Genomic DNA, 26,341 nt, shown 5'->3' with positions numbered 1-26,341 from the left:
ATGCGTCCCTTAAGGGCGTGTCGCCGGCGGCGTCGCCGTACCACTGACCTGCGGGGTACCGGACTCGTCGAGGTCCTTGGCCGCGACACAGGACCGAGCGGATTCGGGCAGCTTGCCCACGGCATCGGCCAGGGCCGCCAGTGCGGTGGCGCCGGGCATCCGCGTGGGGTCGACCAGGACTTCGGCCGCCGGTTTGCGGTTGTAGGTCACGAAACGCCAGGTCTTCTCGTCCTGCTGCGTGGAGATCCAGTCGACCCCGCTGACGCTGACGCAGGGATCGGTGGTGGGCGCCGGGACGTCCATCCCGCACTTGAACACCGCCGCCGAGGGATCGCCCCAGGCGCCGGTGGCCTGGCTGGAGGTGTCGCGGCGATGGAAGTCGCCGACCACATCGGGCAGGCTGAGCATGGTGTTCGCGCAGGCCGGATCCTCCGGATGCGGCGCCGATTCGACGACCAGAGTGTCGGTGCACCCGCTGAGGACCAGTCCGAGCCCCACGCTCGCGGCCGCCAGAGTCCAACCCGTGTATCTGCGCATACCCGCAGTTTATCCGCCTGCTAGCGTGGGCCCATGGCCACCCTGCACCGGCTGGGCGAAACCGCTCTGCTGCGCCTCATCACCGATACGCTCGATCGCGCGCCCGCCGCTGCCCTGAACCATCCGGCGGCGGTGGGTCCAGGCGATGATGCCGCCGTGACCCACCCCGCCGGCGCCCTGGCGAGCACCACCGACATGCTCGTGGCAGGACAGGACTTTCTGCCCGCTTGGCTGGACCTCGGCGAACTTCCCGATGCACTCTGCCCGGGCGCCGGCCTCCGCCGGGCGGCCGGCACCACTCCGGGCGGCTGGTACCGCCTGGGGGTCAAGGCGGCTGCGCAGAACCTCGCGGACGTGTTCGCCATGGGCGCGCGCCCCCACGGACTGTTGGTCTCCCTCGGACTGCCGGGCGACACCGAATCTGAGCGGATCGAGGAGTTCTACGCCGGCCTGCTCGCCGAGTGCGCGCGGGCCGGCACCGGAGTGCTCGGAGGCGATATCGGCGCGGCCGGGGAGCTCATCGTCTCCATCACCGCGCTCGGGGACTACCCGCGCTCCACCCCGCCGCTGCGCCGGAGCGGTGCCCGGCCGGGCGACACCGTCTATCTGGCCGGCACCGTGGGCTTCGCCGCCGCGGGCCTCGACCTGCTGCTGGCCGGGGTGCGCCCCGGAGAGGACCCGGACCTGGACCTGGCCCTGGCGGTGCAACTGGGGCCGCGGCCGGACTATGCTGCGGCCGCGCGGCTGCCTGGGTGGGCCCATGCCGGGATCGACGCCTCGGACGGGATGGTGGGCGATCTGGGCCGCATCGCCCGGGCCTCGCAGGTCGTCATCGACCTCGATCCGGACGCCATCGACCGCTTGTCCCGGCCTCTCCTGCCCGCGGCTCGCGCACTGCGCGCCGATGGGGCGCCGGCCCTGGACCTGGCCCGCCACTGGGTGCTCACCGGGGGAGAGGACCACGGTTTCCTGGTGACCGCGCCCACCCTGCCCGGCACGGGTGCGAACCGGGCTCCGGTAAAGTGGGAGGCGATCGGCACGGTGACCAGGCGGGCGGTCGAGGCCGGCGCACCGGATGCCGGCGGCGCCCTCGGCATTCACCTGGCCGGGGCGGCGGTTGCCGATGGGGCGTTCAGACACTTCGCCTAGCCGCGGCTGTTGCAACGACGAGGACGGACCCACAACGGCTCGAAGGAGGGCGGGATGAGCATGGACCCCGAGCGGCTCGGCGGTCGCTTGGCGGCCCGCTGGGCCAGGCGGATCGTCGAACGGATGCGGCGCGAGCGCACCGACATCGACGCGCTCAACGTCTTCCCCGTCCCCGACGGCGATACCGGCACCAATCTCTATCACACCGTCCGCTCGGCCTACCGCGCAGTCGAGGGACTGACCGGCCAGGTGACACTGGGCCAGGTCGTCGAGGCGATGGCCAATGGCGCCCTGCGCGGGGCCCGCGGCAATTCCGGGCTGATCCTCTCCGTGGCATTGCGTGGGGTGGCCGACGGACTCGCCGGTGTCACGGAACTCGACTCCGCGACCTTCGCGGCCGCTCTGGAACTGGCCGCCGACCGCGCAGCGGAGGCGATCGCCGATCCGGTGGACGGGACCATGCTCACGGTCCTGCACGCCATGGCCGAATGCGCCAGGGAACAGGCCGACGCAGGGGCCGACCTCATCGAACTGATCGCCGCGGTGCGCACCCGCAGCCAGCAGGCCCTGTTGGAGACCACCGGCCAGCTCGATGTGCTCTCGGAGGCCGATGTGGTCGATGCGGGTTCCTCGGGCATCGTCGAACTGTTCGACCTGCTCTACCTCACGGCCACCGGGCGCGACCCGGCCGGGGCCACGATGACCGAACAGGCCATGGCGGGCCGTCGGCTGCGGCAGGAGGCACTGGACGGCGTGACCGTCGAACGTCCGGAGGCCCGGGCGGGGGAGACCGGCTACGAGCTCGTTTTCTTCCTCGCCGATAAACGCGACCGCGCCCGTCATGTCAAACGCGTGCTCAAAGCCGCCGGTGGCACCTCGATCGTGGTGTCCTGGCCCAAGGTCCACGTCCACGTGCCGGACACGTCCTCCGCGCTGGAGGCGCTGCGCTCCTGCAAGTCATTGGGCATCGCGCAGCTGCGCGTCGAGGACCTCACGGTCAGCGGTGGCCCCCGGCGGCGCACTACGGTGCTGGTCACCGTAGCAGGCATCGGCTCGCTGTTCGCCGCTGCCGTGGCCGAGGCGGTGGCCGTCAATGCGGCCCTGCCCGGTTACGAGGCACTGGTGGCCGAACTCGCAGCGGGACTGAGCCCGACCCCGGATCCGGCGGCAGACGATGGCGAGGCGTCCGCAGCCCCCGGGCCGGACGAGTCGGGCGCCTCGGCAGTGCCGGGGGAGACCGGTGAGGAGGGTCCTGCCGTCGTCGTGTCCCATGACGCCGCCAGCCATGTGGCCCTGCACGAACTCGCGCTGCACACCGACGTTCTACTGGTTCCCGCCCTCAACCAGGCCCAGGTGTTCGCGGCCCTGGCCGTCTACGACCCGGCCGCGGGTCCGGCCGCAGTGGCCGCGGATATGGCCGATGTCGTCGACTCCCTGTCCTGTGGGTCCGTGGTCCGCTCGGGCCGGGCCGCCGGGCGCCAGGTCGTCCGCGGGTCCGGATGGCCGGCGGGGACCTCGCTGCCGGGTGCGGCGGATGCCGCAGAACCCGCGCTGGCCCCCGACGAGGTCATGTTCGTCCAGGTGGGCCGGGTCCGCTCGGTCTACGAGGACTCCGTATCGGCACTGCTGGGGCTCATCGACGCGCTGGCCCCGGATGCCGAACTGCTGACCCTGGTCACCGGCACCTCCCTGCCGCCTGCTGCCCTGGCCGCCGCCCGGGCCCACCTGCAGGATGCCTACCCCGAGGCCATCGTCGACGTCGTCGAGAGCCGCTCCAGCCGCCTGTGTGCGGAACTCGCGGCGGAATGAGGGCTGATGAGTAGCGCGCGCGAACCGCTCCTGAAAGACTTCATCACCTCCCGCAAAGACCTCAAGGACCTCGAATCCCTGGGCCTGGTGACGATCCACGACGTCTTCCGCAATCTGCCGCGCCGCTATATCTTCCCCGGCCAGGCCACCCGGATCAGGGAGCTGGAAGTGGGCCAGGAGGCGGTCCTCTACGTGCGCGTGACCGATGCCGATTCGTGGAGCAAACCGAATCAGCGCTCCAGGGGCCCGCGCATGATGCATATGACCAGGCTGCGCCTCAGCGACGGGGAGGCGACGATCTCGGCGACCTTCTTCAACCAGAAGTGGATGGAGAAGAAGGCTGCGGATGCGATCGACTCTTTCGTGCTGATCGCGGGCAAGGTCGAACAGTTCCGCGGCAGTCCCCAGTTGCAGAACCCGAAGTTCATCACCCAGGACGGTTCGGAGGAATACGCTCCAGGGGCCATCACCAAGCCCATCCCGATCTACCGGGCGAATGCCAGGATCGCCAGCAACCGGATCCAGCGGCTGACGAAGGTGCTGTTGGCCGCGGCCCCGCAGGAGTGCTTCGCCGACGTCGTGCCGCAGCGCATCCGCACCGCACACGGCCTGCCGGACTTCCGGACCGTGCTGCAGTACCTGCACGACCCCGCTGAGGCCGATCAGCCCGAGCAGGCGATCCACGCGCTGAAGTTCGAGGAGGCACTGTCCCTGCAGGCCGAACTGGCCAGCCGGCGCAGGCGTTTCGAGGAGCAGTCCGCCATCGCCCTGGCCGGCGCCATCGGCGGTCACCTCGACACCTTCGACGCCGAACTCGACTTCACCCTGACGCGCTCGCAGATCCGCGTTGGCACGGAGATCTCTGCCGACCTGCTGCGCAGCCGGCCGATGAACCGGCTGCTGCACGGCGACGTCGGATCGGGCAAGACCCTGGTGGCCCTGCGGGCCATGCTGCAGGCGGTGGACTCCGGCAAGCAGGCCGCTCTGGTCGCCCCGACCGAGGTGCTGGCCGCCCAGCACTACAACTCCCTGCGCTCCCTGCTGGGCTCCCGCGTGAACGACGGCACGCTGTCAGGGGACCCCGATGGGGTGCGGATCGAACTGATCACCGGCTCCCTGCCCGCGGCCCGGCGCCGCAAGGTGGCGCTGGCCGTGGCCTCGGGCGAGGTCGACATCGTGGTGGGCACGCATGCGCTGATGAGTGAGAAGACCGTATTCGCCGAACTGGGCCTGGTGGTCGTCGACGAACAGCACCGCTTCGGGGTGCGCCAGCGCGAGGCCCTGCGCACCAAGGGCGGGGAGGGGGTCCCTCACATGCTGGTGATGACGGCCACGCCCATTCCGCGCACGGTCGCGATGACGGTGTTCGGGGACTTGGACGTCAGTGTGCTCGATGAACTGCCGGGTGGGCCCAAGCGGATCAAAACCTTCGTCGTCGGCGCCGAGCACCCCCGCTGGTATGAGCGCATGTACCAGGTGATGGCCGAACGCATCGCCGCGGGCCAGCAGGTGTTCACCGTCGTCGGCCGGATCGATTCGAAGGCGGACGAGACCGGCCTGGCCCCGGGCGGAGTGTTGCCCGGCGTCGAGGACACGGCTGCGGCCCTGGCGGCCCGGCCCGAACTGTGCGCGATCCCAACACCCGGAGGCGGGACGCGCGCAGCGCGCATCGGCATCCTGCACGGCCGGATGACGCCGGAGGACAAGGATGCGGCGATGGCGGCCTTCGTCGCGGGCGATACCGATGTGCTGGTCGCCACCACCGTCATCGAGGTGGGCGTCGACGTCCCCAACGCCACCTGCATGGCCATTATGGACGCGGAGATGTTCGGAGTCGCCCAGCTGCACCAGCTGCGCGGGAGGATCGGCCGCGACGGCCGCGAGGCGATCTGCTTCTTCGCCACCCACCGCCCGCCAGACGACCCCGCCAGGGAACGGCTGGACACCGTGGCAGGGACCCTGGACGGCTTCGCCCTGGCCACCTTCGACGTGGAGACCCGGCGCGAGGGCGATGTGCTGGGCCTGAGCCAGTCGGGCCTGCGCACCAGCCTGAAATACCTATCGGTGATCAAGGACGAGAACCTGGTGCTGGCCGCGCGCGCCGACGCCTTCGCCCTGGTCGACGAGGACCCCACCCTGGAGTCCTTCCCCGCCCTGCGCGCACACGTCGACCGGCAGATCCTCGACGCCGACGAAACCTGGATGGAGGTCTCCTGATGCGCATCGTCGCGGGCAGCCTGTCCGGCCGCCGTATCCGCACACCCGGTGGTTCGGCCACCCGGCCCACCTCGGACCGGGTGCGCGAATCCCTGTTCGCCTCGCTCGAGGCCCTCGGCATGCTCGATGGCGCCCGGGTGCTCGACGTGTTCGCAGGCTCCGGTGCGCTGGGCCTGGAGGCCCTGAGCCGGGGTGCGGCCCACGCGGCCTTCGTCGAGAAGGCGCGGTCCGCCTCGGCCGTGGTGGCGGCGAATATCGCGGATCTGGGCGTGGCCGAGCGCACCAGGCTCATCACCGGGACCGCACCCGCGGCGCTGGGACAGATCGAGCCAGGCGAGACCGACCTGGTGTTCGCCGATCCGCCGTACCCGCTGACGGAGGCCCAGGTGACCCAGGTGCTCGCTGCCCTGGTGCCGCTGCTGCGCGATGCGTCCAGCCTGGTGGTGCTGGAGCGCTCCACGCGCTCGCCCGAACCCACGCTGCCGGAGGACCTGCAGGTGTTCAAACACAAGACGCACGGTGAGACGGCACTGTGGTGGCTGGAGAAGAAGTGAAATCCACAAAGGAGATGAACGACGCATGAAGGTCGTCTGCCCCGGTTCCTACGATCCCGTGACGGTGGGCCACATCGACATCGCCCTGCGGGCGGCGCGGATGTTCGAGCACGTCGTCATCGCGGTTGTGCACAATCCCTCGAAGACCGGCCACTTCCCCCTGGCCCAGCGCATCGAGTTCATCCGCGCGGGCCTGGCCGCCGACCCCCGGTTCGCCGGAGTGGACAACATCACGATCGACGATGTGCCCGGCGGCCTGCTGGTCGACTACTGCGAGCGGATCGGTGCGGGAGCCGTGGTCAAGGGACTGCGCTCGGGCACCGACTACGCCTACGAACTGCCGATGGCGCATATGAACCGGCACTTGAAGAACATCGAGACGGTTTTCGTGCCGGGCGATCCCGCCTATGAGCACGTGTCCTCCTCGCTCATCCGCGAGGTTTCCGCGTTGGGCGGGGACGTGGCCGGGATGGTTCCGGAGATGGTCCTGGCCGAGCTGACCGCACGGCGCGCACAGCAGTCGCAGCAAGCGCAGCCCGGTGGCGCCGACGGTGCCGCTGAAGCCTGCAGCGCCGGCGCGAAGCGGAGCTGAGGGTGTTCCGTCCCGGATGGTTCTTCTTCCTGGTCCTGCACACCATCTTCATGCACGGGATCTTCAACGCCACCAAGGTGTTGATGAGCTACCGGGCGCTGGAACTGGGTGGTGGCTCCGCGGCCGTCGGCATCCTGACGAGCGTCTATTCGATCGTGCCGCTGTTCCTGGCGATCTACATCGGGCGCAAGGTCGATCGCGGCTTCGTCATCCCCGTGCTGTGGTTGGGCACCGTGCTGTCCACCGTGAGTGTGGCCGGCGCGGCCCTGAGCCCGTCGATCGCGGGCGTGGCCGTCGCGGCGGTGGGCCTGGGCACCGGCCAGCTGCTGATGACCGTCGGCTCGCAGGCCGTCATCCCCTCGAGTTTCCCCGCCGGTGATCTGACCGCCCGGTTCGGCTCGCTGACCCTGGGCGTGTCCATCGGGCAGACCCTGGGCATGCCGATCGCGGGCCTGGTGGCCGGCGGCGGCCTGTCAGGCGCCCACGTCGACCCGGTGCGCGGCATGTGGGTGATGTGCGCCTTCGGGGCCTTGGCGATTCCGTGCATGTTCGGCATCATGTGCAGGCCCCGGATGCCGCGGGTCTCCCGCGAGATGGCGAAGGCCGCGGCGCTCTCGCCCATCACCCTGCTGGGACTGCACGGGATGAAGCCGGCGATCCTGGCGTCCATGTCGACCCTGGCCGCGATCGACCTGATGAGCGCCTACCTGCCGGTGCTGGGCCAGACCCATGGGATCTCGGTCGAGGCCGTGACCCTGTTGCTCACGGTGCGCACCCTGGCCACGATCGTGGCCAGGCTGTTCACCACCCAGCTCACGCACACGGTGGGGTTGTTGCGGCTGCTGTGGACCGCCAGTCTGCTGGCTGGCCTGTGTGTGTTCGCGATTCCGGTGTTCCCACAGGTCTGGCCCCTGGCGCTCATGATGGTGCTCAGCGGGTTCGCCTTCGGGATGACCCAGCCGCTGACGATGACCCTGGTGTCCTCCCTGGCCGATGCCGCCAACCGCGGTGCCGTGATGTCGCTGCGCCTGGCCGGCAACCGGCTGAGCCAGGTGGCGTTCCCACTGGCGGCCTCGGCGCTGAGCGCCTCGGTGGGCGTGGCCGCGATCTTCGTGATGAGCGGCGGTCTGCTGGTGGCCAGTGCCGCCGCCACGCTGAGCAATGCGGTGCGGGGCCGGCGGGACTGAGGGCCATGCCTTTTCGGTGGTACCACTTGCGCACCCGTAGACTGGGGGTGTGAAGTCTTCTCCGGAACCGAGGTCCCCGCAGCCTGCGCGGCGCACGCGTGCCCGTGCACTGCGCTGGCCGCTCGTCGCCTTCGGCATCGGCCTGGTGGTCCTCGGCGGTTCCCTGTGGTTGGCGGGACTGCCGGGCGCCTGGCCCACCGTGGCCGGCGTGCTGCGCTTCGCGGGCTCCATGCTGGCCGGCCTGAGTGCGGCCTACGGCGTCCTGGTGTTCATCCGCACCAGGTGATGTGCGTGGTGTCCTGGGCGCGCCCGCATGCTCTGCACAGGTGCTGTACCCAAGGTCACATGTGCTGCGCTTGGGGCGAACTAGCGCAGTACACCCCCAGTTGATAGACTTGTTGCTTGCGTGTCAGTGCGTGTGCTGCACGGAAATCGAAGGTAAGACGGAGGGGAGTGAAGAGAGATGAACAAGCATTCTGAACTCGAACTCGACCTGCGGAGCATGAACCTGCTGGACAAGCCGGGGGAATGGCTCAAGCTGGAGAAGACCGTTGCCGCGCCGCAGGACCTGCGGATCGAAATGATCGGGATTCCGGCCGGGGACCCCATGCAGCTTGCGCTGCAGCTGGAAAGCGTGGTCGAGGGCATTTATGTCACCGGCACCGTCAAGGCTGTGGCCAAGGGGCAGGATGCCCGGACGCTCGAAGAACTGGAGCTGGACCTCGACGTCCCGCTCAACGAGCTCTTCGTCTACGAGCGTGACCCGGAAGACGAGGAATCCTATGCCGTGGAACGCGGCCGGATCGACCTGGAACCCGCTCTTCGTGACGCAGTGGTGATGAGCTTGCCGTTTAGGCCGCTGAAGACGGATGACGATGGCGATTTCACCTTCACCACCGGAGTCGACTTCGAACCGGAAGGCGAATCCGATCCGCGCTGGTCTAAACTGGAAACATTGTTGTCTGAAGAGAAAGAGAGCTAGACGTGGCTGTTCCGAAGCGTAAATTGTCGCGCAGCAACACCCGCCACCGTCGTTCGCAGTGGAAGGCTCAGGCTCCGACCCTGGTCAAGACTGTGGAGAACGGTCGCGTTGTGTACTCGCGCCCCCACCAGGCCCGCGTTGTCGAAGACTCCGCTGGAACCCCCCTGTTCCTGGAGTACAAGGGCCGCAAGGTCGCCGACATCTGAGCGATCCAGAGGTTACCTCCATTGCATGAGCAGTCTCTGACTGAACTCAACGAGCGTCTCGGCGTCGATATCGACGCCGAGACGCTTCGTCTTGCCCTGACGCACCGGTCCTACGCCTTCGAACACGGCGGCATCCCTACCAACGAGCGCCTGGAGTTCCTGGGCGACTCCGTGCTGCAGTTGGTGTCCACCGAATCGCTGTTCTTCGGCAATCCGGACCTGCCTGAGGGCAAACTGAGCAAGAAACGCGCCTCTGTGGTCAACACCCGTGCCCTGGCCGGGCATGCGCGCGAACACGGGATCGGCGATTTCCTGCTCCTGGGCAAGGGCGAGGACCTGACCGGTGGGCGCGATAAGGACTCGATCCTGGCCGACACCGTCGAGGCCATCATCGGTGCCTGCTACGTCTCCTGCGGCAGACAGTCCGCTTTCGACCTGGTCCACCGGCTGATCGACGACAGCATCCGCGATGCCGTGGTGCTCGGTTCCGGAATGGACTACAAGACTACCCTGCAGGAGGCCGCGGCCGACCTGGAACTGGGGTCGGTCACCTACACCTTGGAGGGCCGCGGGCCCGATCATGCCAGGGTCTACACCGCCACCGCTTTCACCGGTGAACGCTCCTGGGGCTCCGGAGAGGGGACCTCGAAGAAGGCCGCGGAACTGGTCGCCGCTGAAATCGCGGTTAAGGAGATCGTCCGCCTGCATCCGAGCTGGGATCGCTGAGCCGGCGCACGGCCCTGCCCCCGACACCTCCGAGACATGCCCGAACTCCCCGAAGTAGAATCCGTCCGCCGTGGCCTGGCCGGCTGGGTGGCCGGCGCCCATGTGCAGCGCGTGCGCGTGCTCGACGAGCGGATCCTCGGCACCACCTCCCGCAGGGACATCCCCGCCGGCGCGGGAATCCTGTTCGCCGCTGACCTGGCCGAGGCCACGCTCACCGGAGCGCAGCGCCGCGGCAAGTTCATGTGGCTGCCGCTGCTGGATGGAGACCGGGCCCTGGCCGTGCACCTGGGGATGAGCGGGCAGTTCCGCATCCACCAGCCCGGTGACCCCGTGCACAAACACACCAGGGCGATCATGGACCTGCACGCGCCCGGCAACGGTGATGTCGAACTGCGGTTCATCGACCAGCGGATCTTCGGCCATCTGGGCGTTGAACCGATCGTGCCGGGAATGGCCAACTGGGGCGCATCGGCGGGCCGGCCGCGGCCCGTTGCGCTCAGTGCCTCCCGCATCGCCCCCGACCCCTTCGAACCGGGGTTCGAGCCGCAGGCCGTGGCCCGGGTCCTGGCACGCAAGCACACGGCGATCAAAACGGCTCTGCTGGACCAATCGGTGCTCAGCGGAATCGGCAATATCTACGCCGACGAGGCCCTGTTCGCCGCATCAGTCCATCCGTTGGCCCTGGCCGATAGGCTGCGGATCTCCCGGGTCGTGCGCGTGGTCGAGGCCGCGCGCGAGGTGATGGCCCGGGCGCTGGAGGTCGGCGGCACCAGCTTCGACGATCTGTACGTCAACGTCAATGGGGAATCCGGCTACTTCGCCAGGTCCCTGCAGGCCTATGGGCGCGAGGGCCAGCCGTGCGCCCGGTGCGGGACCCCGCTCAAGCGAATCGTAGTGGGTGGGCGCAGCACCCACTTCTGTCCTACCTGCCAGCGCCCGCAGCGCTAGGGCCCTGGACAAAGGCGGTCACGACGGATCACCGATGAGCGCCGGCTCGTTTATTTAGTCGCCGACGAGGATCTCGTGATCCTGTAGGCCCGTCACCATTACTGACACCTGACTGGTCTCGCCATCGGAACGAAAGAGGCTATACCTCATCGGGACCAGTCCGTCGCGCCTTTTTCAAGGAAATCACCTGCAATACCGCCCAGCTCAGTATCAGAATCGTGCCGATCGTCGTTACGGATATTCCAGCCAGCACGAGTATGCCGGCTCCGATATTCGCTCCGGATGTGCTCATGTTGGAGTTCAGAAAGTATCCAAGAACTGATAGCGCGATTCCAATGATCACAAGCAGTAGTCCAATTGCTAAGTATAATATGCGCATGTCTGAACCTATTCATAAAATCCAGGTGGGATCTTCGCTGCCAGCATAGTGGTCTTTTGCTATCTTTTTTAATGATCGCGACCCTGGTCGGCTGGCCCCGCGCGCAATAGGCTTGTACCCATGAGCCACACGAGCAGAGCACTGTTGATCGTCGATGTGCAGAACGACTTCTGCGAGGGCGGCGCCCTGGGTGTCGCCGGAGGTTCCGCCGTGGCCCAGGACGTGGCGGCGTTGTTGGCCGCGCACCGACCCCGGGACTTTACCACTGGCAATTCAGCCCAGGCGCCCTATGCCCTGATCGCGGCCTCGCGCGACTGGCACGAAGCCGGCAACGACAACGGCGGGCACTTCGCAGCGCCGGACGAGGCCCCCGACTTCTCCACGACCTGGCCCGTGCACTGTGTGCAGGGGACCTCGGGCGCGGACTACCATCCGGCCCTGGCCACGGCGGCCATCGACGTGCACGTGCTCAAGGGCATGGGCGTGCCCGCCTACTCCGCCTTCGAAGGTCGGACGGCCGACGGCCGGGGCCTGACCGCCGTGCTGCACGAGGCCGGGGTCGAGGCCGTTGACGTGGTTGGGATCGCCACGGACCATTGCGTGCGGGCCAGCGTGCTCGACGCCCTCGCCGCGGGGTTCAGCGTGCGGCTGCTCACCGGCCTGATCGCCGGGGTGGCACCGGAGACCTCGGCGGCGGCACTGGAGGAGATGCGCACCGCCGGAGCCCTGCTGAGCGAGGGCCAACCGATAAACTGAACCCACCATGTTTCTCAAGACGTTGACCCTGCGCGGGTTCAAGAGCTTCGCCTCGGCCACCCGGATGGAACTCGAACCCGGAATCACCTGCGTGGTGGGCCCCAACGGGTCGGGCAAATCGAATGTCGTCGACGCCCTGGCCTGGGTGATGGGCGAACAGGGCGCGAAGAACCTGCGCGGTTCGAAGATGGAGGACGTCATCTTCGCCGGCACCGGCAAACGCCAACCGCTGGGCCGCGCCGAGGTGTCGCTGACGATCGACAACACCGACGGCGCCATCCCGATCGACTACACGGAAGTCACCATCACCCGCACCCTGTTCCGCTCCGGCGGCAGCGAGTACTCGATCAACGGCAGCCCCGCGCGCCTGCTCGACATCCAGGAACTGCTCAACGACTCCGGCCTGGGCAAGGAGATGCACGTCATCGTGGGCCAGGGGCGGCTCGACGAGATCCTCCACGCCGACCCCTTTGACCGGCGCGGCTTCATCGAAGAGGCGGCCGGCGTCCTCAAACACCGCCGCCGCAAGGACAAGGCCCTGCGCAAACTCACCGGCCTGCAGGCGAACCTCGACCGGGTGAACGACCTGCGCGCCGAACTGTCCGATCAGCTCGAACCCCTGGGCCGGCAGGCGCAGGCGGCCAAACGCGCCCAGGGCGTGCAAGCGGTGCTGCGCGACGCCGAGGCCCGGCTGGCCGCCGACGACGTGGTCAGGCTCAGCGCCAAGCTGGAAGCCGGGACCTCACCGCAGGTCGCGGCGAAGGCGAAAGAGGAACTGCAACTCGAACTGGCCGAACTCGACCGCCGAATCTCAGCCGGCACCGCGGACCTGGCGAAACTCGAGACCAGGGCCGAGGACCTGACCGCGCTGGTGCGCGACCTCGACGGTGCGGCCGCCCGGGCGCGTGCGCTGGCCCAACGGGCCGAGGACCGGATTAGCTTCTTCGATCGCGCCCCGGTGGCACCGGAGCAGGGCGAGACCCCGGAGGCCACTCTGGCGAAGGCCAAACGCTATGCGGCAGAACAGGCCGAGGCGGTCAAGCTGAGTCAGAAGCGCCAGGCCCAGGTAGACGAACTTACGGCGCAGAAGGACGCGGCCCAGGCCAGGCTGACGGATACCGAGGCCCGACTGGGCGAACTGCGGGCAGCCCAGTCACAGCTGGTCGAACGCCGGGCCAGGGCCGAGAACACCATCGAATCCGCACAGAACGAACTTGAGCGAACCGCCGCGGACCTCGCGGACCTGGATGCCCAGGCTGCGAACCTGGCCGACGAACACCGCCGGGCCAAGGAACTTGCCGACCGGGTCCGCGCCAGGGTCGCGGATCTGAACGATTCCGGGACCGGTCTGAGTGAGGCCGCAGAACAGACCGCCGAGGATCTGGCCACGGCGCGGCGGGACCTGGCCGAACTGGACACCCGCGTGCAATCGGCCGGGCGTCTGCTGGCAGCGGCCGGAGCCAGGGCCCAGGCCCTGCAGGAGGGCGCCAGGACACCTGCGCACCTGGCCGATGTGCTGGCGCTCAACGTGCCCGGCGTGGACCGCGCACTGGGGGATCTGCTGCGGATCGCCCCCGGGGCCGAACGGGCGGTGACCGCAGCGCTGGGCTCCGGAGCTCAGGCGGTGCTCGCAGCCGACCTGGAGACGGCGGCAGGTCTGCTCGAAGCTCTGGACGCGGGCACCGCGATCGAGGTGTTGATCGCCGGCCCCGGCGGCCCTGCGGAGTCCACAGGGCCGGCAGAGCCTGCCGAATCCGCAGAGCCAACGGACAGCACAGTGCCCGCCCCCACCTCGGCCCGGCCGGGGCCCGTCCCGGCCCTGGATCTGGTGACATGCTCGGATCCCGCCGTCGGCCGCCTGCTGGAGACCCTGCTGGCCGACGTGCAGGTCGTCGCCGATGCGCAGACCGCTCTGGAGCTGCTGGCCGGGGGAGCCGTGGAAGCGGACCTGGAACAGGCTGCCGAACGGGACATGCGCTACGCGACCCTGGACGGGGAACTGTACTCCGCCACGGCCGTCTCCCGGGGCGTCGATGCCGAGGGCGCGCGCCTGGCCGCGGCGGGCGAACTCGAACGGACCAAGGCCGATCTCGAGCGCAAACGCAGGGCCCTGGACCAATTGGGCGCTCGCCGTGAGGAATTCTCAGCGGTCGTGGCCGACCGCGAGGCCGCCCACCGCACGGCGCAGCAGGCCGAGCACGCAGCGGAGGTCAGACGGGCCTCGGCCGCCCAGGAGTTGGCGGCGGCCACTACCGCGGCAAGCCGACTCGACTCCCGCCGAGCGGAACTCGACGAACGCCACTCCACCCTGACCCAGCGGCGCACTCGGGCCCAGCAGGATCTGGAGGACGCCCAGCGGACCCTGGAAGAACTGGACGCGCAGCAGGCACAGCGGGAGGCGGATCGGGCTGCGGAGGACTCCGATGCGGGTCCGGAATCGGCCGCCGGGGAAACGGAGGAGGAGCGGCTGAGCGCCGTCCGCGACGAGCTCTCCGCGGGCATCGCGCACCTGGGCGAACAGCTGATGGAGGCGCGCATCGCGGTGCGCACTGCCGGAGACCGCGCGAAGTTCCTGGGCGATCGCGTCGCAGCCCTGCAACGGCGGGCCGAGGACGCCAGGGCCGCCGCGCAACAGGTGGCAGAAGACGCCGAACGCGCTCGCGTCTCCCGTGAGCGCGCAGGTCGGATCGTCACAGCTGCCACGGGCCTGCGCGATCTGTTGGCGGCCGCGCAGGCGAAGGCGGAAACGGATCTGGACCGGGCCAAGCAGTCCCGCAGTGCGCTGGGCGAGGATCTCGAAGAGCTGCGCACCACCCGGCAGTCAGCGGCCGAGCGCCTGGCCAAACAGACCCAGGAGGAGGCCGAGGCCCGGCTGGTGCGCGAACGCTACGAGGCCGAACTGGCCGAACTGAGCGCTCGGGTCCAAGAGGAAACGGGCTTAAGCGTCGAACACCTGGTCGAGAGGTTCGGACCGCACCTGCCAGTCCCGGTCGGCGAATCGACCGAGCAGCCCTTCGTGCGCGCCGAGGTCGAGAAGAGCCGCAAGGCCGCGCAGCGGGAACTCAAGGCGATCGGGGAGGTCAACCCGCTGGCCCTGGAAGAGTACGCGGCGCTGAAGGAACGCCACGACTTCCTGGAATCCCAACTGGGCGACATCGAATCGACCAGGGCGGAACTGCTCAAATTGGTCGAACAGGTCGACGAGCACGTCAAAGAGGCCTTCGCCGCGGCCTTCGCGGACACCGCCAGGGAATTCGAGCGGATCTTCGCCAGGCTGTTCCCCGGCGGCGAGGGATCGCTGACGCTGACGGACCCGGAAGACCTGCTGGCCTGTGGCGTGGAGGTCCACGCCCGGCCCGCCGGCAAGCGGGTCAAACGCCTGTCGTTGCTCTCCGGCGGAGAGCGCTCGCTGGTGGCCATTGCGCTGCTGGTGGCCATCTTCAAGGCCCGCCCCAGCCCCTTCTACGTGATGGACGAGGTCGAGGCGGCGCTGGACGATGTGAACCTGCAACGCCTGCTCACGGTGTTCGAAGAACTCCAGGAGTCCAGTCAGCTCATCGTCATCACCCACCAGAACCGCACGATGGAGATCGCCGACGCGCTCTACGGCGTGACGATGGGCGCCGATGGCATCTCCACGGTGATCTCGCAGCGCCTGGTCAAGCGGGCCGATGACGAGCAGCGATCGAAGTCACAGTCGGTGTGATAAGCAACGGCCCAGTTCAGGGAGGGTGACATCGGATACGTTATCGGAATGTTGCCGACGTCTACACGAATACGCCGGATCTGACAAGATCATCCGGTTAGAATGATTCGCGTTGTGCATTAGCCAAAGCGACCCCGGCAGTCTGGTTCGGGCCGCCCGGGAAGGAGCCTCAGTGGTCGTCACCGCAGCCCTGGCCGAAGACGGTCCGGCGGTCCTGGGAGTGGGCGGGGTGCTGGTCATGTTGATCGGCCTGGTCGTCTGTGTGGGCATCGGCATCGCCGTTGTGCTCCTGGTCGCCGTTCCGGCCCTGCGCCGGGAGGGCCGGCTCCAGCCCTCCGACTCGGCCTCCCCACATTTCCGGCTGCCACGCGAATGGACCGGCTATGACGACGAGGCCTACGGTTACTTCGGGACCGACGACGCCACCAGCCACCTGGCGACCAGGGAACAGGCGGCGGCGGGTGACCTGGCCCATCACTCATATATCCTCTATCCGCAGCCGCGCCGTCATGCGGCCCCGCCCCTGGCGACGCTGCGCCCGCGCACCCGGCACTGGAAGGTCCCCAAGGGCGGTACCGGTCTGCGCACCACCCTCAACCTGCTGTTCCGGTAGCCGACGGTTCCACCGCGTGCCGCCGGGCACCGGCAGGTTCACCCACTCGTTTCGAAGGGAACACCCGTGGATACACAGCTCCTCATCACCATCGGCATCATCGCGATCGTGGTGGTGCTCGTCCTCCTGGGCTTCGTGCTGCTGGCACCGCGGCGCCGCCACCGCCATGAGAATACGGGTCGGGAGACCGTGTCGGTTGCCACCGTCCCCGGCGGCGAGGCGACCGATATCGCGGAACCGGCCGGCACCTCGGCCGTCGTCGAGGGCCCACCGGTCGACGTGCCCACCGAGCCCGGTACCCGCCTGGCCAAGCTGCGCGCGCGTCTGGCTAAGTCGAACAACGCCCTGGGCCACGGCCTGCTGGCCCTGCTGTCGAGCGACCACCTCGACGAATCGACGTGGGAGGACATCGAGGACACCCTCATCATGGCCGACCTGGGCGTCGACCCGACCACGGAGCTCGTCGACCGGCTGCGCGAACGCGTGCGGGTGCTGGGCACCCGTGAACCCGCACATGTCCGCACCCTGCTGCGCGAGGAACTGATCAACCTGGTCGACCCGACGATGAACAGGAATCTGGCGACCGAGCGAACCGACGGTCAGCCGGCCGTGGTCCTGGTCGTCGGCGTCAACGGCGCCGGTAAGACGACCACCGTGGGCAAACTGGCCCGCGTCCTGGTCGCCGAGGACAAGAGCGTGCTGTTGGGCGCGGCGGACACCTTCCGCGCGGCAGCGGCCGAACAGCTGACCACCTGGGGCGAACGGGTGGGGGTGGACACCGTGCGCGGTGCCGAGGGCGCCGACCCTGCATCGGTGGCCTATACGGCCGTGGAGCGCGGGGTGGCCGAGGCCGCCGATGTGGTCCTGGTCGACACCGCCGGCCGGCTGCAGAACAAGAAGGGCCTGATGGACGAGCTGGGCAAGGTCAAGCGCACCGCGACCAAGCCCCTGGCCGAAGGCCATACGATCGACGAGGTGCTCCTGGTCCTCGATGCGACGACCGGCCAGAACGGCATGCAGCAGGCCCGCGTGTTCGCCGAGGCCGTGGACATCACCGGCATCGTGCTGACCAAGCTCGACGGAACCGCCAAGGGCGGAATCGTCGTGGCAGTGCAGCGGGAACTGGGGGTCCCGGTCAAGCTGATCGGCCTGGGCGAGGGCGCCGACGATCTGGCCCCGTTCACCGCCGAGGGGTTCGTGGACGCTCTGCTGGAGGACTGAGCAGAGACTGAGCAGGCGGAAACGCCGGCGTAACAAATCGGTGGATTCCGTTACATCGCCGAAACTGATACACGAGTGATCTGAAACACCGCTTTTCCAGACTTATCACTGTTAGGCGCTCCGGGCGAACACGACCCGGGCGTGCACCGATAGAACAGCTGGTAGGAAAAATGGAACTTACGGCAGTCGACGCCTGGGTGATGGTCTGTGGAGCCCTGGTGCTCCTCATGACCCCCGGTGTGGCATTCTTCTACAGCGGCATGACACGTGCCAAGGCCTCCCTGAACATGATGATGATGGTCTTCCTGGCCATCGGCATCACCGCGGTCGTCTGGGTCCTGTGGGGGTATTCGGAATCGGCCGGCTCCTCCTGGGGTCAGGTCGTCGGCAATCCGTTCGACTTCTTCGGCCTGAGCACTCTGCTCGACGATAAGGAAAGCAGCATGATCTCGGTGGGCTTCGGTGCCACCTTCGCGATCATCACCGTCGCCCTGATCGCCGGTGCTGTGGCGGACCGGTTCAAGTTCGCCGCCTGGGTCGTCTTCGTCCCCGTCTGGGTCACCCTGGTCTACTGCCCCCTGGCGTTCATGGTCTGGGGTGGCGGCCTGCTGTCCGACGAAGGCTGGTTCGGATCCACCTTCGGCACCGTGATCGACTACGCCGGTGGCACCGTGGTCCACATCAACGCCGGCGTCGCCGCCCTGATCCTGGCACTGCTGGTCGGCAAGCGCGTTGGCTTCGGCAAGGACTCAAGCCAGCGCCCCCACAACCTGTCCATGGTCCTGCTGGGCGCCTCGCTGCTGTGGTTCGGCTGGTTCGGTTTCAACGGCGGTGCCGCAACCGATTCCACCGAGGCCGGTCTGATCTGGGTCAACACCCTGGTCTGCCCGGCGATGGCGATGGTCGCCTGGATCCTGGTCGAATGGTTCCGCGACGGCAAACCCACCAGCCTGGGCGCGGCCTCCGGCGTGGTCGCCGGCCTGGTCGCCATCACCCCCGCCTGTGCGAATGTCTCGGTCATCGGCGCGATCATCATCGGCATCCTGGCCGGTGTGGGCTCCGCCTACGCCGTGGGCCTGAAGTTCAAGCTGGGCTACGACGACTCCCTGGACGTCGTGGGCGTCCACCTGGTCTCCGGCATCATCGGCACCGTGGCCCTTGGCTTCTTCGCCCTGCCCGCCGATGACGTCACCGCCGGCGGCCTGTTCTACGGCGGCGGCATCGCCCAGTTGATCGCCCAGGTGATGGCGGCGGTGTTCTCCATCGTCTTCACCGCGGTCATGACCCTCATCATCGCCTGGGTCATCAAGAAGACCATCGGCCTGCGGGTCAGCGAGAAGGCCGAGGTCGAGGGCATTGATCTGCACGAACACGCGGAGACCGCCTACGAGTTCGGCGGAGTCGGCACGGGTGCCGCTATCGGCGGCGGGCTGCCGCGCGCCGCGGTCGTCAGCCAGACCTTCGCCGAATACGAGGCCCAGCGCGTTGCCCAGGCGGACAAGTAGCGCAGGCGCGCAACTGACGCAGAACAGACAAGGACGGAATAGAGAATGAAACTGGTAACAGCGGTCATCCGCCCGGAGAAACTGGGCGATGTCAGGCAGGCGCTCGAAGCCGCCGGCGTACAGGGGTTGACGATCTCGGAGGCCTCCGGCTTCGGCCGGCAGAAGGGCGAGAAGCAGGTCTACCGGGGTGCGACCTTCACCACGAACCTGGTGCCCAAGCTCAAACTGGAGATCCTGGTCGTCGACGAGAACGTCTCCCGGGTGGTCACCGCGATCCTCGACGTGACCAGCCAGGGTACTGCCGGCGACGGCAAGGTCTGGGTCACCGCGGTGGAATCCGTGATTCGCGTCTCCGACCGCTCAGAGGGTCTGGCCGCCCTCTGAGACATGCGACCGGGCCGGTAGGGGCCCGGACGGCCACCCCCGAACTGTGACGTTTCCTACCAGCCGTCACAGCACACCCCGGCCCGCAGGTTCCGATACCTGCGGGCCGGATGCGTGCCGGGTTGGTATCCTTGTTCACCGTATGCATTCGCTTAGGCAAAGGACTTCCGTTGTTTGACTCTCTGTCCGATAGGTTGTCGGCGACCTTCAGGAACCTGCGCGGCAAGGGCCGGCTGTCGGAAGCCGACGTTGACGCCACCATCCGCGAGATCCGCCGTGCCCTGCTCGACGCGGACGTCGCCCTGGCCGTGGTCCGCGCCTTCACGGGGCGGGTCCGTGAACGCGCGCTGAGTGAAGAGGTCTCCAAGGCGCTCAATCCCGGCCAGCAGGTCGTCAAGATCGTCAACGACGAACTCATCGGGATCCTCGGTGGGCAGACCAGGCGGATCCAGTTCGCCAAGCGCCCGCCCACGGTCATCATGCTGGCCGGCCTGCAGGGTGCGGGTAAGACCACCCTGGCGGGCAAGCTGGCCCACTGGCTCAAATCCGACGGCCACCGCCCCATGCTGGTGGCGGCCGACCTGCAGCGGCCCAACGCGGTCAATCAGCTGCAGGTCGTGGGCGAACGCGCAGGCGCCTTCGTCTACGCGCCCGAACCGGGTAACGGCGTGGGCGATCCGGTGCAGGTCGCCAAGGACTCCATCGAGGTCGCGAAGTCCAAGCTCTACGATGTGGTCGTCGTCGACACCGCCGGCCGCTTGGGCATCGATGAGGAACTCATGCAGCAGGCCGCGGACATCCGCGCCGCCGTCAACCCCGACGAGGTCCTGTTCGTCATCGACGCGATGATCGGCCAGGATGCGGTGGCCACCGCCCAGGCCTTCAACGAGGGCGTGGACTTCACCGGCGTGGTCCTCTCGAAGCTCGACGGCGATTCCCGCGGCGGTGCGGCACTGTCCGTGGCCGAGGTGACCGGCAAGCCGATCATGTTCGCCTCCACGGGTGAGGGCATGACGGACTTCGAGCAGTTCCACCCGGACCGGATGGCCGACCGGATCCTCGATATGGGCGATATCCTCACCCTGATCGAGCAGGCCGAGAAGACCTTCGACGAGAAGGAAGCGGAGAAGCTCGCCAAGAAGGTCGAAAAGGGCGAGGACTTCGACCTCAACGACTTCCTGACCCAGATGTCGGCCCTGAAGAAGATGGGCTCGCTGAAGAAGATGCTGGGCATGATGCCCGGGATGAACCAGTTCCGCGAGCAGCTTGACGCCTTCGATGAACGTGAGATCGACCGCATCGAGGCGATCGTGCGCTCCATGACACCGCAGGAGCGGAGCAATCCGCGCATCCTCAACGGATCGCGGCGCACCCGCATCGCCAAGGGCTCCGGCACGACCGTGACCGCGGTCAACCAGCTGATGGACCGTTTCTCCCAGGCACAGAAGATGATGCGCCAGATGGGCAAGAAGGGCGGCCGGGGGATGCCCGGAATGGGCGGCGGAATGCCCGGGATGCCCGCAATGCCGGGGATGCCCACCGGCGGTGGTGGCACGAAGAAGAGCTCGAAGAAGAAGGGCAATAAGAAGAAGGGCGGCAAGTCCGGCAATCCGGCCAAGCGGGCGGAGGAAGCGCGCCAGGCACAGTTGCGCCGCGAGGGCAAGACGCCCGACCCCGTCGGCTCGGCCTTCGGCGGCATCGATATGGGTGGCGAAGAGGAGTTCGACCTGAGCAAGTTGCCCAAGGGCTTCGGCGGCTTCGGGACTGGCAAGAAGTAAGTGCTTCTGGCATAATAAACACTTGTACTCGAGTGCTGTCGGGACCCTCTCAACCTGGGCTTCACTCAAGAACACGGACGAACTACACCTCCCAACCCCACGGGACGGGGTGTGCGCCCACCCTATTGATAAAAGGAGACACCACTAAAGTGGCAGTCAAGATTCGCCTGACCCGCATCGGCAAGATCCGTGCACCCTTCTACCGCGTTGTCGTCGCCGATTCGCACACCCGCCGTGATGGCCGTGCGATCGAGCAGATCGGCATCTACCAGCCCACGCACAACCCTTCGGTCATCGAGATCGATTCGGAGCGCGCGCAGTACTGGCTGGGCGTCGGTGCACAGCCCACCGAGCAGGTCAAGAAGCTGCTGAAGCTGACCGGTGACTGGGCCAAGTTCAAGGGCTACAAGGACACCACCAGCCGCGTGAAGGCGCAGCCGGAAAAGGCCGCCTACGTGGCCCCGGAGGGCAAGTCGGTCATCAAGGAAGCGATCACCCCCAAGGGTGGCGACGACGCTGCTGAGGCTCCCGCGCAGGAAGCCGCCGCAGAAGAGACCGCTGAGGCCTGAGCATGCTCGACAAGGCTTTGGAGCACTTGGTCCGCGGAATCGTGGACTATCCCGATGATGTCAGCATCAAGGAACGCCATGGGCACCGTGGCACGACTCTGGAAGTCCGAGTCCACCCGGATGACCTGGGCCGCGTGATCGGCCGGTCCGGTCGCACAGCCAAGGCGCTGCGCACCGTGATCAACGCCCTGGCCGCCCCGGACAACATCCGGGTCGACCTCATCGAGTCCTGAGCTTTCAGTCATAGCAGTTCGATCCGCCGTCCCGGGTTCACCCGGGGCGGCGGTTTGCTGTCTACCGGCCGTTGGCATTGCCCGTGCAGCCGATAAAATCGTGGCAGAGCATTCCTTCTTATACCGCCGTCCCCAACACCGAACAGAGGCAGAACACATGAGCCAGGTCGTCGCCCGGATGGGCAAGCCCCACGGAATCCGTGGAGAGGTCACCGTCGAGGTCCGCACCGACGACCCCGATTCCCGGTTCGTTCCCGATGCACAGTTCGGCACCGACCCCGACGTGGGAACCCTGACGCTGACCCGGGCGCGCTGGCATCAGAACCGGCTGCTGCTGTCCTTTGCCGAGGTGGCGGACCGCAACCGCGCGGAGGAGCTGCGCAATACCATGCTGATCGTCGACGATGACGACGTCGTCGAGGACGATGCCTGGTACATCGAGGACCTGGTGGGCGCCCAGGTCTACCTGGTGGATGCCGGACCGGACGCACAGCCGGTGGGCGAGGTCGTGGAGGTCACCCCAGGTGCGGTACAGGACCTGCTGCACGTGCGCCTGGCCGGCGGGACCGAGTCCCTGGTGCCCTTCGTCGAACAGATCGTGCCGGTGGTGGACCCGGAGGCCGGGCGGGTGGAGATCGACCCACCGGTGGGGCTGCTGGACCTGGGCCAGGCGGAGGACTGAACCGTGCGCATCGACGTCTTCTCGATCTTCCCCGACTATCTGGAACCGCTGAAGCTCTCCCTGATCGGCCGCGCCATCGAGGACGGACAACTGGCCCTGCAGGTCCACGATCTGCGGGACTTCACCCATGATCGGCACCGCACCGTCGACGACACCCCCTACGGCGGGGGAGCCGGCATGGTGATGAAGCCCGAACCCTGGGGTGAGGCGCTGGACACCATGCTGGCGGCTCCCCTCGGTGGGCCGGAGGGGGAATCGGCAGGGGAGGGCGCCGAACGGCCGGTACTGCTGGTGCCCAGCCCCGCCGGCGTGCGGTTCACTCAGGCGCAGGCGCACGAACTGGCCGGCCGGGACCATCTGGTGTTCGCCTGTGGGCGTTACGAGGGAATCGACCAGAGGGTGATCGACTGGGCCCATGAGGGCTTCGACGTGCGCTTCGTGTCCCTGGGCGACTATGTGCTCAACGGGGGAGAGGTCGCCGCGATGGTCATCATCGAGGCCGTGGCCCGGCTGATCCCAGGTGTGATCGGCAATCCGGAGTCCTTGGAAGAGGAGAGCCACGAAGACGGGCTGTTGGAGTACCCCGTCTACACCAAGCCGAACACCTGGCGGGAGCGGCAGGTGCCGGAGATCCTGTTGGGCGGCAACCACGGTGCGATCGCCCGGTGGCGGCGCGAGCGCAGCCTGGAGCGCACGGCCCGCACCCGCCCCGACCTGCTGGAGTTCCTGGACCCTGCGAACCTGGACAAGAAGGACCGGAAGTTCCTCGAGGAACTGCGGGTGGAATTGCTCGAGCAGGACGCGCCCGAGGCCGTTGAAGCCGGGCTGCCCGGGCAATCCTCTGGCATTGACTGACTGGGATGATCACTCGGGTTCCCGATGCACAAGTCCACTGGTTCACTGGCTGGGTCGAGTCGACGGATTCGATCCCAGACGACCGGTTCGCGCGGTGGATTGTGCTGCTGCATCCCGGCACCACCTTCGTCGAGGACGATCGGTTCCCAATCCAGTCCCCGAACGTCGAACCTGCGGTTGACGAAGACCTATCAGATGAACAGGCTGCGGTGCTCGATCATGTCCTACTGGACTATGCGGGTCCCGACGCCATCTGCGATTTCGCTTTGTATGCGGGGTATTTCGATGAAAAGGACCGGGGGCGGTCCAGCGGCTTCCTAGAGCCGGAAAACACCTGGTACCAAGGCAGACTGAACTATGTTCTGTTGTCCGGAGAGCTCGCGGACTGCACCTTCGCAGCGGTTCGGCGGCGCTGGGGCGATGTCCACTTCACCGAACTGAGTTATCTGTGGGCCAGGGACCATTCCTGGTTCCTGGCCTCAACCGCGGACACCTGCGTCACCGTCGTCGGCTGTAATGACGGGCTGGCAGCGGCCCTGCTTGCGGAACCGTTGCTGAACCCTCATGAGTGGATCCGTGACTGACACGGTCCTGCGGGGTTGGTATCGTGAACTGCAAGGCGGCTTGTTCCTACACCAAATGATCAGTGGTGATTGTTCATGGTTCTGCGAATCCTGTTGGGAGTGACGTTCTCGCTGGTCCTCCTCGGCCAGGTGATCGGTCCGATTCTGGGTGGCCCGTGGGGCTGGGTGCAGACGGTGCTGACGGCGGTGTCCGTCATCGGACTGGTGAATGTGGTGTTCTTGTGGAACCGGATCGCGCGCACCGGTTCCAATGCTGGGGAACACGGTCCGGCGTAGAGCTCGGCCGGGTCCGCGTAGCTCAGGTCCTCGACCAGGCCCTGTGAAGCGTCTCACCTCACTTGAGTGGGTGCGGGTGCTGGGCTAGAGTTGTCTATTGCGTTTGTTGGCGTTCGGCCTGCCTCGGAGGGCCGGAAGCCTACGGTGCCGGGCCCGCTCGGATGAGTGGGGCCTCGGCCCGGTTCAGGGACGGACCACCGGAATCCCCGCAAGGGGACCTCGGCGTCCGGCTCGGCGGACGAATCACACCCTTTCGCGCCCGGGTGACCGGTGTGCGGAGCCTGATTGATGTTGAAGTGATCCGGGGCATGACAACAGGAGAAGAAACATGCAGAAGCTTGATTTCCTCGACGCCAAGTCGATGAAGCAGGACGTCCCGGCCTTCCGCGCCGGCGACACCGTCGAACTCGATGTGCGCGTTATCGAAGGTAACCGCTCGCGTATCCAGAAGTTCAAGGGCATCGTCATCCGCCGTCAGGGCGAAGGCGTGCGCGAAACCTTCACGGTCCGCAAGATCAGCTTCGGCGTCGGTGTGGAGCGTACCTTCCCGGTGCATGCCCCGACGGTCGAGAAGATCGCGGTTCTCACGCGCGGTGACGTGCGTCGTGCGAAGCTGTACTACCTGCGCGACCTGCGCGGCAAGGCAGCCCGCATCAAGGAAAAGCGCTGATCCGCTCTTCCTCACACCACTTGGGTGCGCGTCCGTCACGGGCGCGCACCCTTGTGCTATCCGGGCTGGGCCTGATCGTCGCCGCACTGCTGCTGGCCGGCGCCCTGCGCGCTTTCGTCGTCCAGACGTTCACGGTGCCCACCGCCTCGATGGAACCGACCCTGCACGCGGGCCAACGAGTCTGGGTGTGGCGCCCGGCGGACCTGGCCCACACCGTCGAGCGCGGCGATCTAGTCGTCATCGACGGCAGGGGTTCCTTCATCGCAGCCCACCGGCCCGATCTGCCACACCAGGTAGCCGGCTGGTTCGGCCTGGGCCCCCGTGACGTGTTCTACGTGAAACGGGTGATCGGCGTCGCCGGGGACCGGGTGACCTGCTGCAGCCCGGATGGGCGTCTGAAGATCAACGGGAAAGCCGTCGACGAACCCTATGTGACCCTGGCTCAGAAGGCCTCGAAGCAGACCTTCGACGTCGAGGTCCCCGCCGGGCGGATCTGGCTGATGGGGGACAACCGCGACGATTCGACCGACTCCCGAGCCCTGTTGGGCTCGCCGGGCGGCGGGATGATCGATCAGCGCACCGTGCTGGGAACCGTTATCGGGCACTGAGGGTGTGGGCGCTGTGGCTTGCCGGTACGTTCCGGGACGGTTCTCCTGGTCTGCTCGCCATTGCGGATGGTGATCGGGGAAGGTTGAATGGGGTGATGTTGGGGAAAAAGCCACTGTTGCGTATCTGCCTTGTGCTGCCACTGCTCCTCCTGGCATCGTGTGCCTCGGCGCAGTCCTCGGGTAGCTCTTCTCAGCACGTGACAGCCGATGCACCGGGGCCCAGTCCTGCCCCGGAGGAACAGCACGACGACCTGCATTCGGAGCACACCATCGATTGGTCGGGGCTCAAGATACTCGACGCACACCGTATCGAACTGTCGTTCATCTCCGGCACATCCGAGTGCTTTGGCTACCGGACTGTCTTAAGGGAGTCGGCCCAAACCATCAGCATCGCGCTGATCGAAGGAGCCCTGCCCGCTGCCCCGGAGGCGTGTACTGCCGAAGGTGCGGAGTCCACCATCATCGTGACCACCGAACGGCCGGTCGGAAAGCGAAGCGTGGAGAAGTTGGACGATCCGGAGCTCAAACCCTGAGGGCCGGGCGAGATCACCCATGAATCTGGCCCGTGCCCCCGGCCGGGACACAGGCCCCACACATTCCGACACCGGTAGACTT

At 67.4% G+C, this 26,341-nt stretch carries 28 protein-coding genes; 27 read left to right on the top strand and 1 reads right to left on the bottom strand.

Annotation, left to right across the window (positions count from 1 at the left end):
* Positions 1–9: 9 nt before the first annotated feature.
* A complete protein-coding gene (locus tag NQ036_RS06000; RefSeq protein WP_257047372.1) occupies positions 10–537 on the bottom strand; it encodes a DUF3515 domain-containing protein in 528 nt (175 codons plus the stop codon).
* A 33-nt stretch (positions 538–570) separates the two neighbouring features.
* Between NQ036_RS06000 and NQ036_RS05995 the strand changes: the two genes are divergently transcribed.
* From NQ036_RS05995 to NQ036_RS05860, 27 genes are all read left to right on the top strand, one after another.
* Positions 571–1,686 (top strand): thiamine-monophosphate kinase, encoded by a 1,116-nt coding sequence (locus NQ036_RS05995; protein WP_257047374.1) that lies wholly within the window; start codon positions 571–573, stop codon positions 1,684–1,686.
* Between the two features lie 54 nt (positions 1,687–1,740).
* Positions 1,741–3,495 (top strand): DAK2 domain-containing protein, encoded by a 1,755-nt coding sequence (locus NQ036_RS05990; RefSeq protein ID WP_257047375.1) that lies wholly within the window; start codon positions 1,741–1,743, stop codon positions 3,493–3,495.
* Between the two features lie 6 nt (positions 3,496–3,501).
* Positions 3,502–5,712 (top strand): ATP-dependent DNA helicase RecG, encoded by a 2,211-nt coding sequence (locus tag NQ036_RS05985; protein ID WP_257047376.1) that lies wholly within the window; start codon positions 3,502–3,504, stop codon positions 5,710–5,712.
* Positions 5,712–6,266 carry a 16S rRNA (guanine(966)-N(2))-methyltransferase RsmD gene (rsmD, locus tag NQ036_RS05980; RefSeq protein ID WP_306427748.1) on the top strand — a complete coding sequence of 185 codons (555 nt, stop codon included), beginning with the start codon at positions 5,712–5,714 and terminating at the stop codon, positions 6,264–6,266. The genes NQ036_RS05985 and rsmD overlap by 1 nt, the downstream gene beginning before the upstream one ends.
* 25 nt (positions 6,267–6,291) lie before the next feature.
* Positions 6,292–6,858, top strand: a complete 567-nt coding sequence (gene coaD, locus NQ036_RS05975) for a pantetheine-phosphate adenylyltransferase (protein ID WP_257047377.1) — start codon at positions 6,292–6,294, stop codon at positions 6,856–6,858.
* A gap of 2 nt (positions 6,859–6,860) precedes the next feature.
* On the top strand, positions 6,861–8,045 hold the full coding sequence (locus tag NQ036_RS05970; protein ID WP_257057670.1) for an MFS transporter: 1,185 nt from the start codon (positions 6,861–6,863) through the stop codon (positions 8,043–8,045).
* A gap of 49 nt (positions 8,046–8,094) precedes the next feature.
* A complete protein-coding gene (locus NQ036_RS05965) occupies positions 8,095–8,331 on the top strand; it encodes a hypothetical protein (protein ID WP_257047379.1) in 237 nt (78 codons plus the stop codon).
* A 177-nt stretch (positions 8,332–8,508) separates the two neighbouring features.
* A complete protein-coding gene (locus tag NQ036_RS05960) occupies positions 8,509–9,027 on the top strand; it encodes a DUF177 domain-containing protein (protein ID WP_257047380.1) in 519 nt (172 codons plus the stop codon).
* Positions 9,028–9,029: 2 nt separating this feature from the next.
* Positions 9,030–9,233, top strand: a complete 204-nt coding sequence (rpmF, locus tag NQ036_RS05955; protein ID WP_257047381.1) for a 50S ribosomal protein L32 — start codon at positions 9,030–9,032, stop codon at positions 9,231–9,233.
* 21 nt (positions 9,234–9,254) lie between these two features.
* The gene (rnc, locus tag NQ036_RS05950; RefSeq protein ID WP_257047383.1) at positions 9,255–9,959 is read left to right on the top strand and encodes a ribonuclease III; all 705 of its coding nucleotides are present in this window, start codon (positions 9,255–9,257) and stop codon (positions 9,957–9,959) included.
* A gap of 36 nt (positions 9,960–9,995) precedes the next feature.
* Positions 9,996–10,907, top strand: coding sequence for a bifunctional DNA-formamidopyrimidine glycosylase/DNA-(apurinic or apyrimidinic site) lyase (mutM, locus tag NQ036_RS05945; RefSeq protein WP_257047384.1), 912 nt, complete (start codon positions 9,996–9,998; stop codon positions 10,905–10,907).
* A 499-nt stretch (positions 10,908–11,406) separates the two neighbouring features.
* Entirely contained in the window at positions 11,407–12,042 is a 636-nt protein-coding gene (locus NQ036_RS05935; protein WP_257047386.1) for an isochorismatase family protein, read from the top strand.
* Between the two features lie 7 nt (positions 12,043–12,049).
* Entirely contained in the window at positions 12,050–15,748 is a 3,699-nt protein-coding gene (smc, locus tag NQ036_RS05930; RefSeq protein WP_257057668.1) for a chromosome segregation protein SMC, read from the top strand.
* Positions 15,749–15,920: 172 nt separating this feature from the next.
* The gene (locus NQ036_RS05925; RefSeq protein ID WP_257047388.1) at positions 15,921–16,361 is read left to right on the top strand and encodes a hypothetical protein; all 441 of its coding nucleotides are present in this window, start codon (positions 15,921–15,923) and stop codon (positions 16,359–16,361) included.
* Positions 16,362–16,427: 66 nt separating this feature from the next.
* The gene (gene ftsY / locus NQ036_RS05920) at positions 16,428–17,582 is read left to right on the top strand and encodes a signal recognition particle-docking protein FtsY (RefSeq protein ID WP_257057667.1); all 1,155 of its coding nucleotides are present in this window, start codon (positions 16,428–16,430) and stop codon (positions 17,580–17,582) included.
* Between the two features lie 170 nt (positions 17,583–17,752).
* Positions 17,753–19,087, top strand: coding sequence for an ammonium transporter (locus NQ036_RS05915; RefSeq protein WP_257047391.1), 1,335 nt, complete (start codon positions 17,753–17,755; stop codon positions 19,085–19,087).
* Positions 19,088–19,132: 45 nt separating this feature from the next.
* Positions 19,133–19,471: a P-II family nitrogen regulator gene (locus tag NQ036_RS05910; RefSeq protein ID WP_257047393.1), complete on the top strand. Its 339-nt coding sequence runs from the start codon at positions 19,133–19,135 to the stop codon at positions 19,469–19,471.
* A 170-nt stretch (positions 19,472–19,641) separates the two neighbouring features.
* Positions 19,642–21,249 (top strand): signal recognition particle protein, encoded by a 1,608-nt coding sequence (gene ffh / locus NQ036_RS05905; RefSeq protein WP_257047395.1) that lies wholly within the window; start codon positions 19,642–19,644, stop codon positions 21,247–21,249.
* A 149-nt stretch (positions 21,250–21,398) separates the two neighbouring features.
* Entirely contained in the window at positions 21,399–21,818 is a 420-nt protein-coding gene (rpsP, locus tag NQ036_RS05900) for a 30S ribosomal protein S16 (protein WP_257047397.1), read from the top strand.
* 2 nt (positions 21,819–21,820) lie between these two features.
* Positions 21,821–22,051: an RNA-binding protein gene (locus tag NQ036_RS05895; protein ID WP_257057665.1), complete on the top strand. Its 231-nt coding sequence runs from the start codon at positions 21,821–21,823 to the stop codon at positions 22,049–22,051.
* A 157-nt stretch (positions 22,052–22,208) separates the two neighbouring features.
* Positions 22,209–22,733, top strand: a complete 525-nt coding sequence (gene rimM, locus NQ036_RS05890; protein WP_257047401.1) for a ribosome maturation factor RimM — start codon at positions 22,209–22,211, stop codon at positions 22,731–22,733.
* A gap of 3 nt (positions 22,734–22,736) precedes the next feature.
* A complete protein-coding gene (trmD, locus tag NQ036_RS05885; RefSeq protein ID WP_257047402.1) occupies positions 22,737–23,588 on the top strand; it encodes a tRNA (guanosine(37)-N1)-methyltransferase TrmD in 852 nt (283 codons plus the stop codon).
* Positions 23,589–23,593: 5 nt separating this feature from the next.
* Entirely contained in the window at positions 23,594–24,172 is a 579-nt protein-coding gene (locus tag NQ036_RS05880; RefSeq protein WP_257057663.1) for a hypothetical protein, read from the top strand.
* Positions 24,173–24,247: 75 nt separating this feature from the next.
* Positions 24,248–24,448: a hypothetical protein gene (locus tag NQ036_RS05875; RefSeq protein ID WP_257057661.1), complete on the top strand. Its 201-nt coding sequence runs from the start codon at positions 24,248–24,250 to the stop codon at positions 24,446–24,448.
* Between the two features lie 328 nt (positions 24,449–24,776).
* Positions 24,777–25,118 carry a 50S ribosomal protein L19 gene (rplS, locus tag NQ036_RS05870; protein WP_257047405.1) on the top strand — a complete coding sequence of 114 codons (342 nt, stop codon included), beginning with the start codon at positions 24,777–24,779 and terminating at the stop codon, positions 25,116–25,118.
* 20 nt (positions 25,119–25,138) lie between these two features.
* Positions 25,139–25,726, top strand: a complete 588-nt coding sequence (gene lepB, locus NQ036_RS05865) for a signal peptidase I (RefSeq protein ID WP_257057659.1) — start codon at positions 25,139–25,141, stop codon at positions 25,724–25,726.
* 197 nt (positions 25,727–25,923) lie between these two features.
* Complete coding sequence (locus NQ036_RS05860; protein ID WP_257057657.1) at positions 25,924–26,259, top strand: hypothetical protein; 336 nt, start codon at positions 25,924–25,926, stop codon at positions 26,257–26,259.
* The last annotated feature ends 82 nt before the right edge of the window (positions 26,260–26,341 follow it).

This window comes from Brevibacterium sp. 91QC2O2 (assembly GCF_024580695.1).
GTDB classification, from domain to species: domain Bacteria; phylum Actinomycetota; class Actinomycetes; order Actinomycetales; family Brevibacteriaceae; genus Brevibacterium; species Brevibacterium moorei.
Note: the sequence above shows the minus strand (reverse complement) of the source record. Positions and strands in the feature narration are given on the sequence as shown.

Excerpts from the sequence above, each read along its gene's own strand:
- NQ036_RS05960 (WP_257047380.1), top strand. The coding sequence starts at position 8,509 with ATGAACAAGCATTCTGAACTCGAACTCGACCTGCGGAGCATGAACCTG.
- NQ036_RS05935 (WP_257047386.1), top strand. The coding sequence starts at position 11,407 with ATGAGCCACACGAGCAGAGCACTGTTGATCGTCGATGTGCAGAACGAC.
- NQ036_RS05895 (WP_257057665.1), top strand. The coding sequence starts at position 21,821 with ATGCTCGACAAGGCTTTGGAGCACTTGGTCCGCGGAATCGTGGACTAT.
- NQ036_RS05880 (WP_257057663.1), top strand. The coding sequence starts at position 23,594 with ATGATCACTCGGGTTCCCGATGCACAAGTCCACTGGTTCACTGGCTGG.
- NQ036_RS05985 (WP_257047376.1), top strand. The coding sequence starts at position 3,502 with ATGAGTAGCGCGCGCGAACCGCTCCTGAAAGACTTCATCACCTCCCGC.
- coaD (WP_257047377.1), top strand. The coding sequence starts at position 6,292 with ATGAAGGTCGTCTGCCCCGGTTCCTACGATCCCGTGACGGTGGGCCAC.
- mutM (WP_257047384.1), top strand. The coding sequence starts at position 9,996 with ATGCCCGAACTCCCCGAAGTAGAATCCGTCCGCCGTGGCCTGGCCGGC.
- smc (WP_257057668.1), top strand. The coding sequence starts at position 12,050 with ATGTTTCTCAAGACGTTGACCCTGCGCGGGTTCAAGAGCTTCGCCTCG.
- rsmD (WP_306427748.1), top strand. The coding sequence starts at position 5,712 with ATGCGCATCGTCGCGGGCAGCCTGTCCGGCCGCCGTATCCGCACACCC.
- NQ036_RS05990 (WP_257047375.1), top strand. The coding sequence starts at position 1,741 with ATGAGCATGGACCCCGAGCGGCTCGGCGGTCGCTTGGCGGCCCGCTGG.
- rplS (WP_257047405.1), top strand. The coding sequence starts at position 24,777 with ATGCAGAAGCTTGATTTCCTCGACGCCAAGTCGATGAAGCAGGACGTC.
- NQ036_RS06000 (WP_257047372.1), bottom strand. The coding sequence starts at position 537 with ATGCGCAGATACACGGGTTGGACTCTGGCGGCCGCGAGCGTGGGGCTC.
- NQ036_RS05910 (WP_257047393.1), top strand. The coding sequence starts at position 19,133 with ATGAAACTGGTAACAGCGGTCATCCGCCCGGAGAAACTGGGCGATGTC.
- NQ036_RS05995 (WP_257047374.1), top strand. The coding sequence starts at position 571 with ATGGCCACCCTGCACCGGCTGGGCGAAACCGCTCTGCTGCGCCTCATC.
- NQ036_RS05915 (WP_257047391.1), top strand. The coding sequence starts at position 17,753 with ATGGAACTTACGGCAGTCGACGCCTGGGTGATGGTCTGTGGAGCCCTG.
- NQ036_RS05875 (WP_257057661.1), top strand. The coding sequence starts at position 24,248 with ATGGTTCTGCGAATCCTGTTGGGAGTGACGTTCTCGCTGGTCCTCCTC.
- rimM (WP_257047401.1), top strand. The coding sequence starts at position 22,209 with ATGAGCCAGGTCGTCGCCCGGATGGGCAAGCCCCACGGAATCCGTGGA.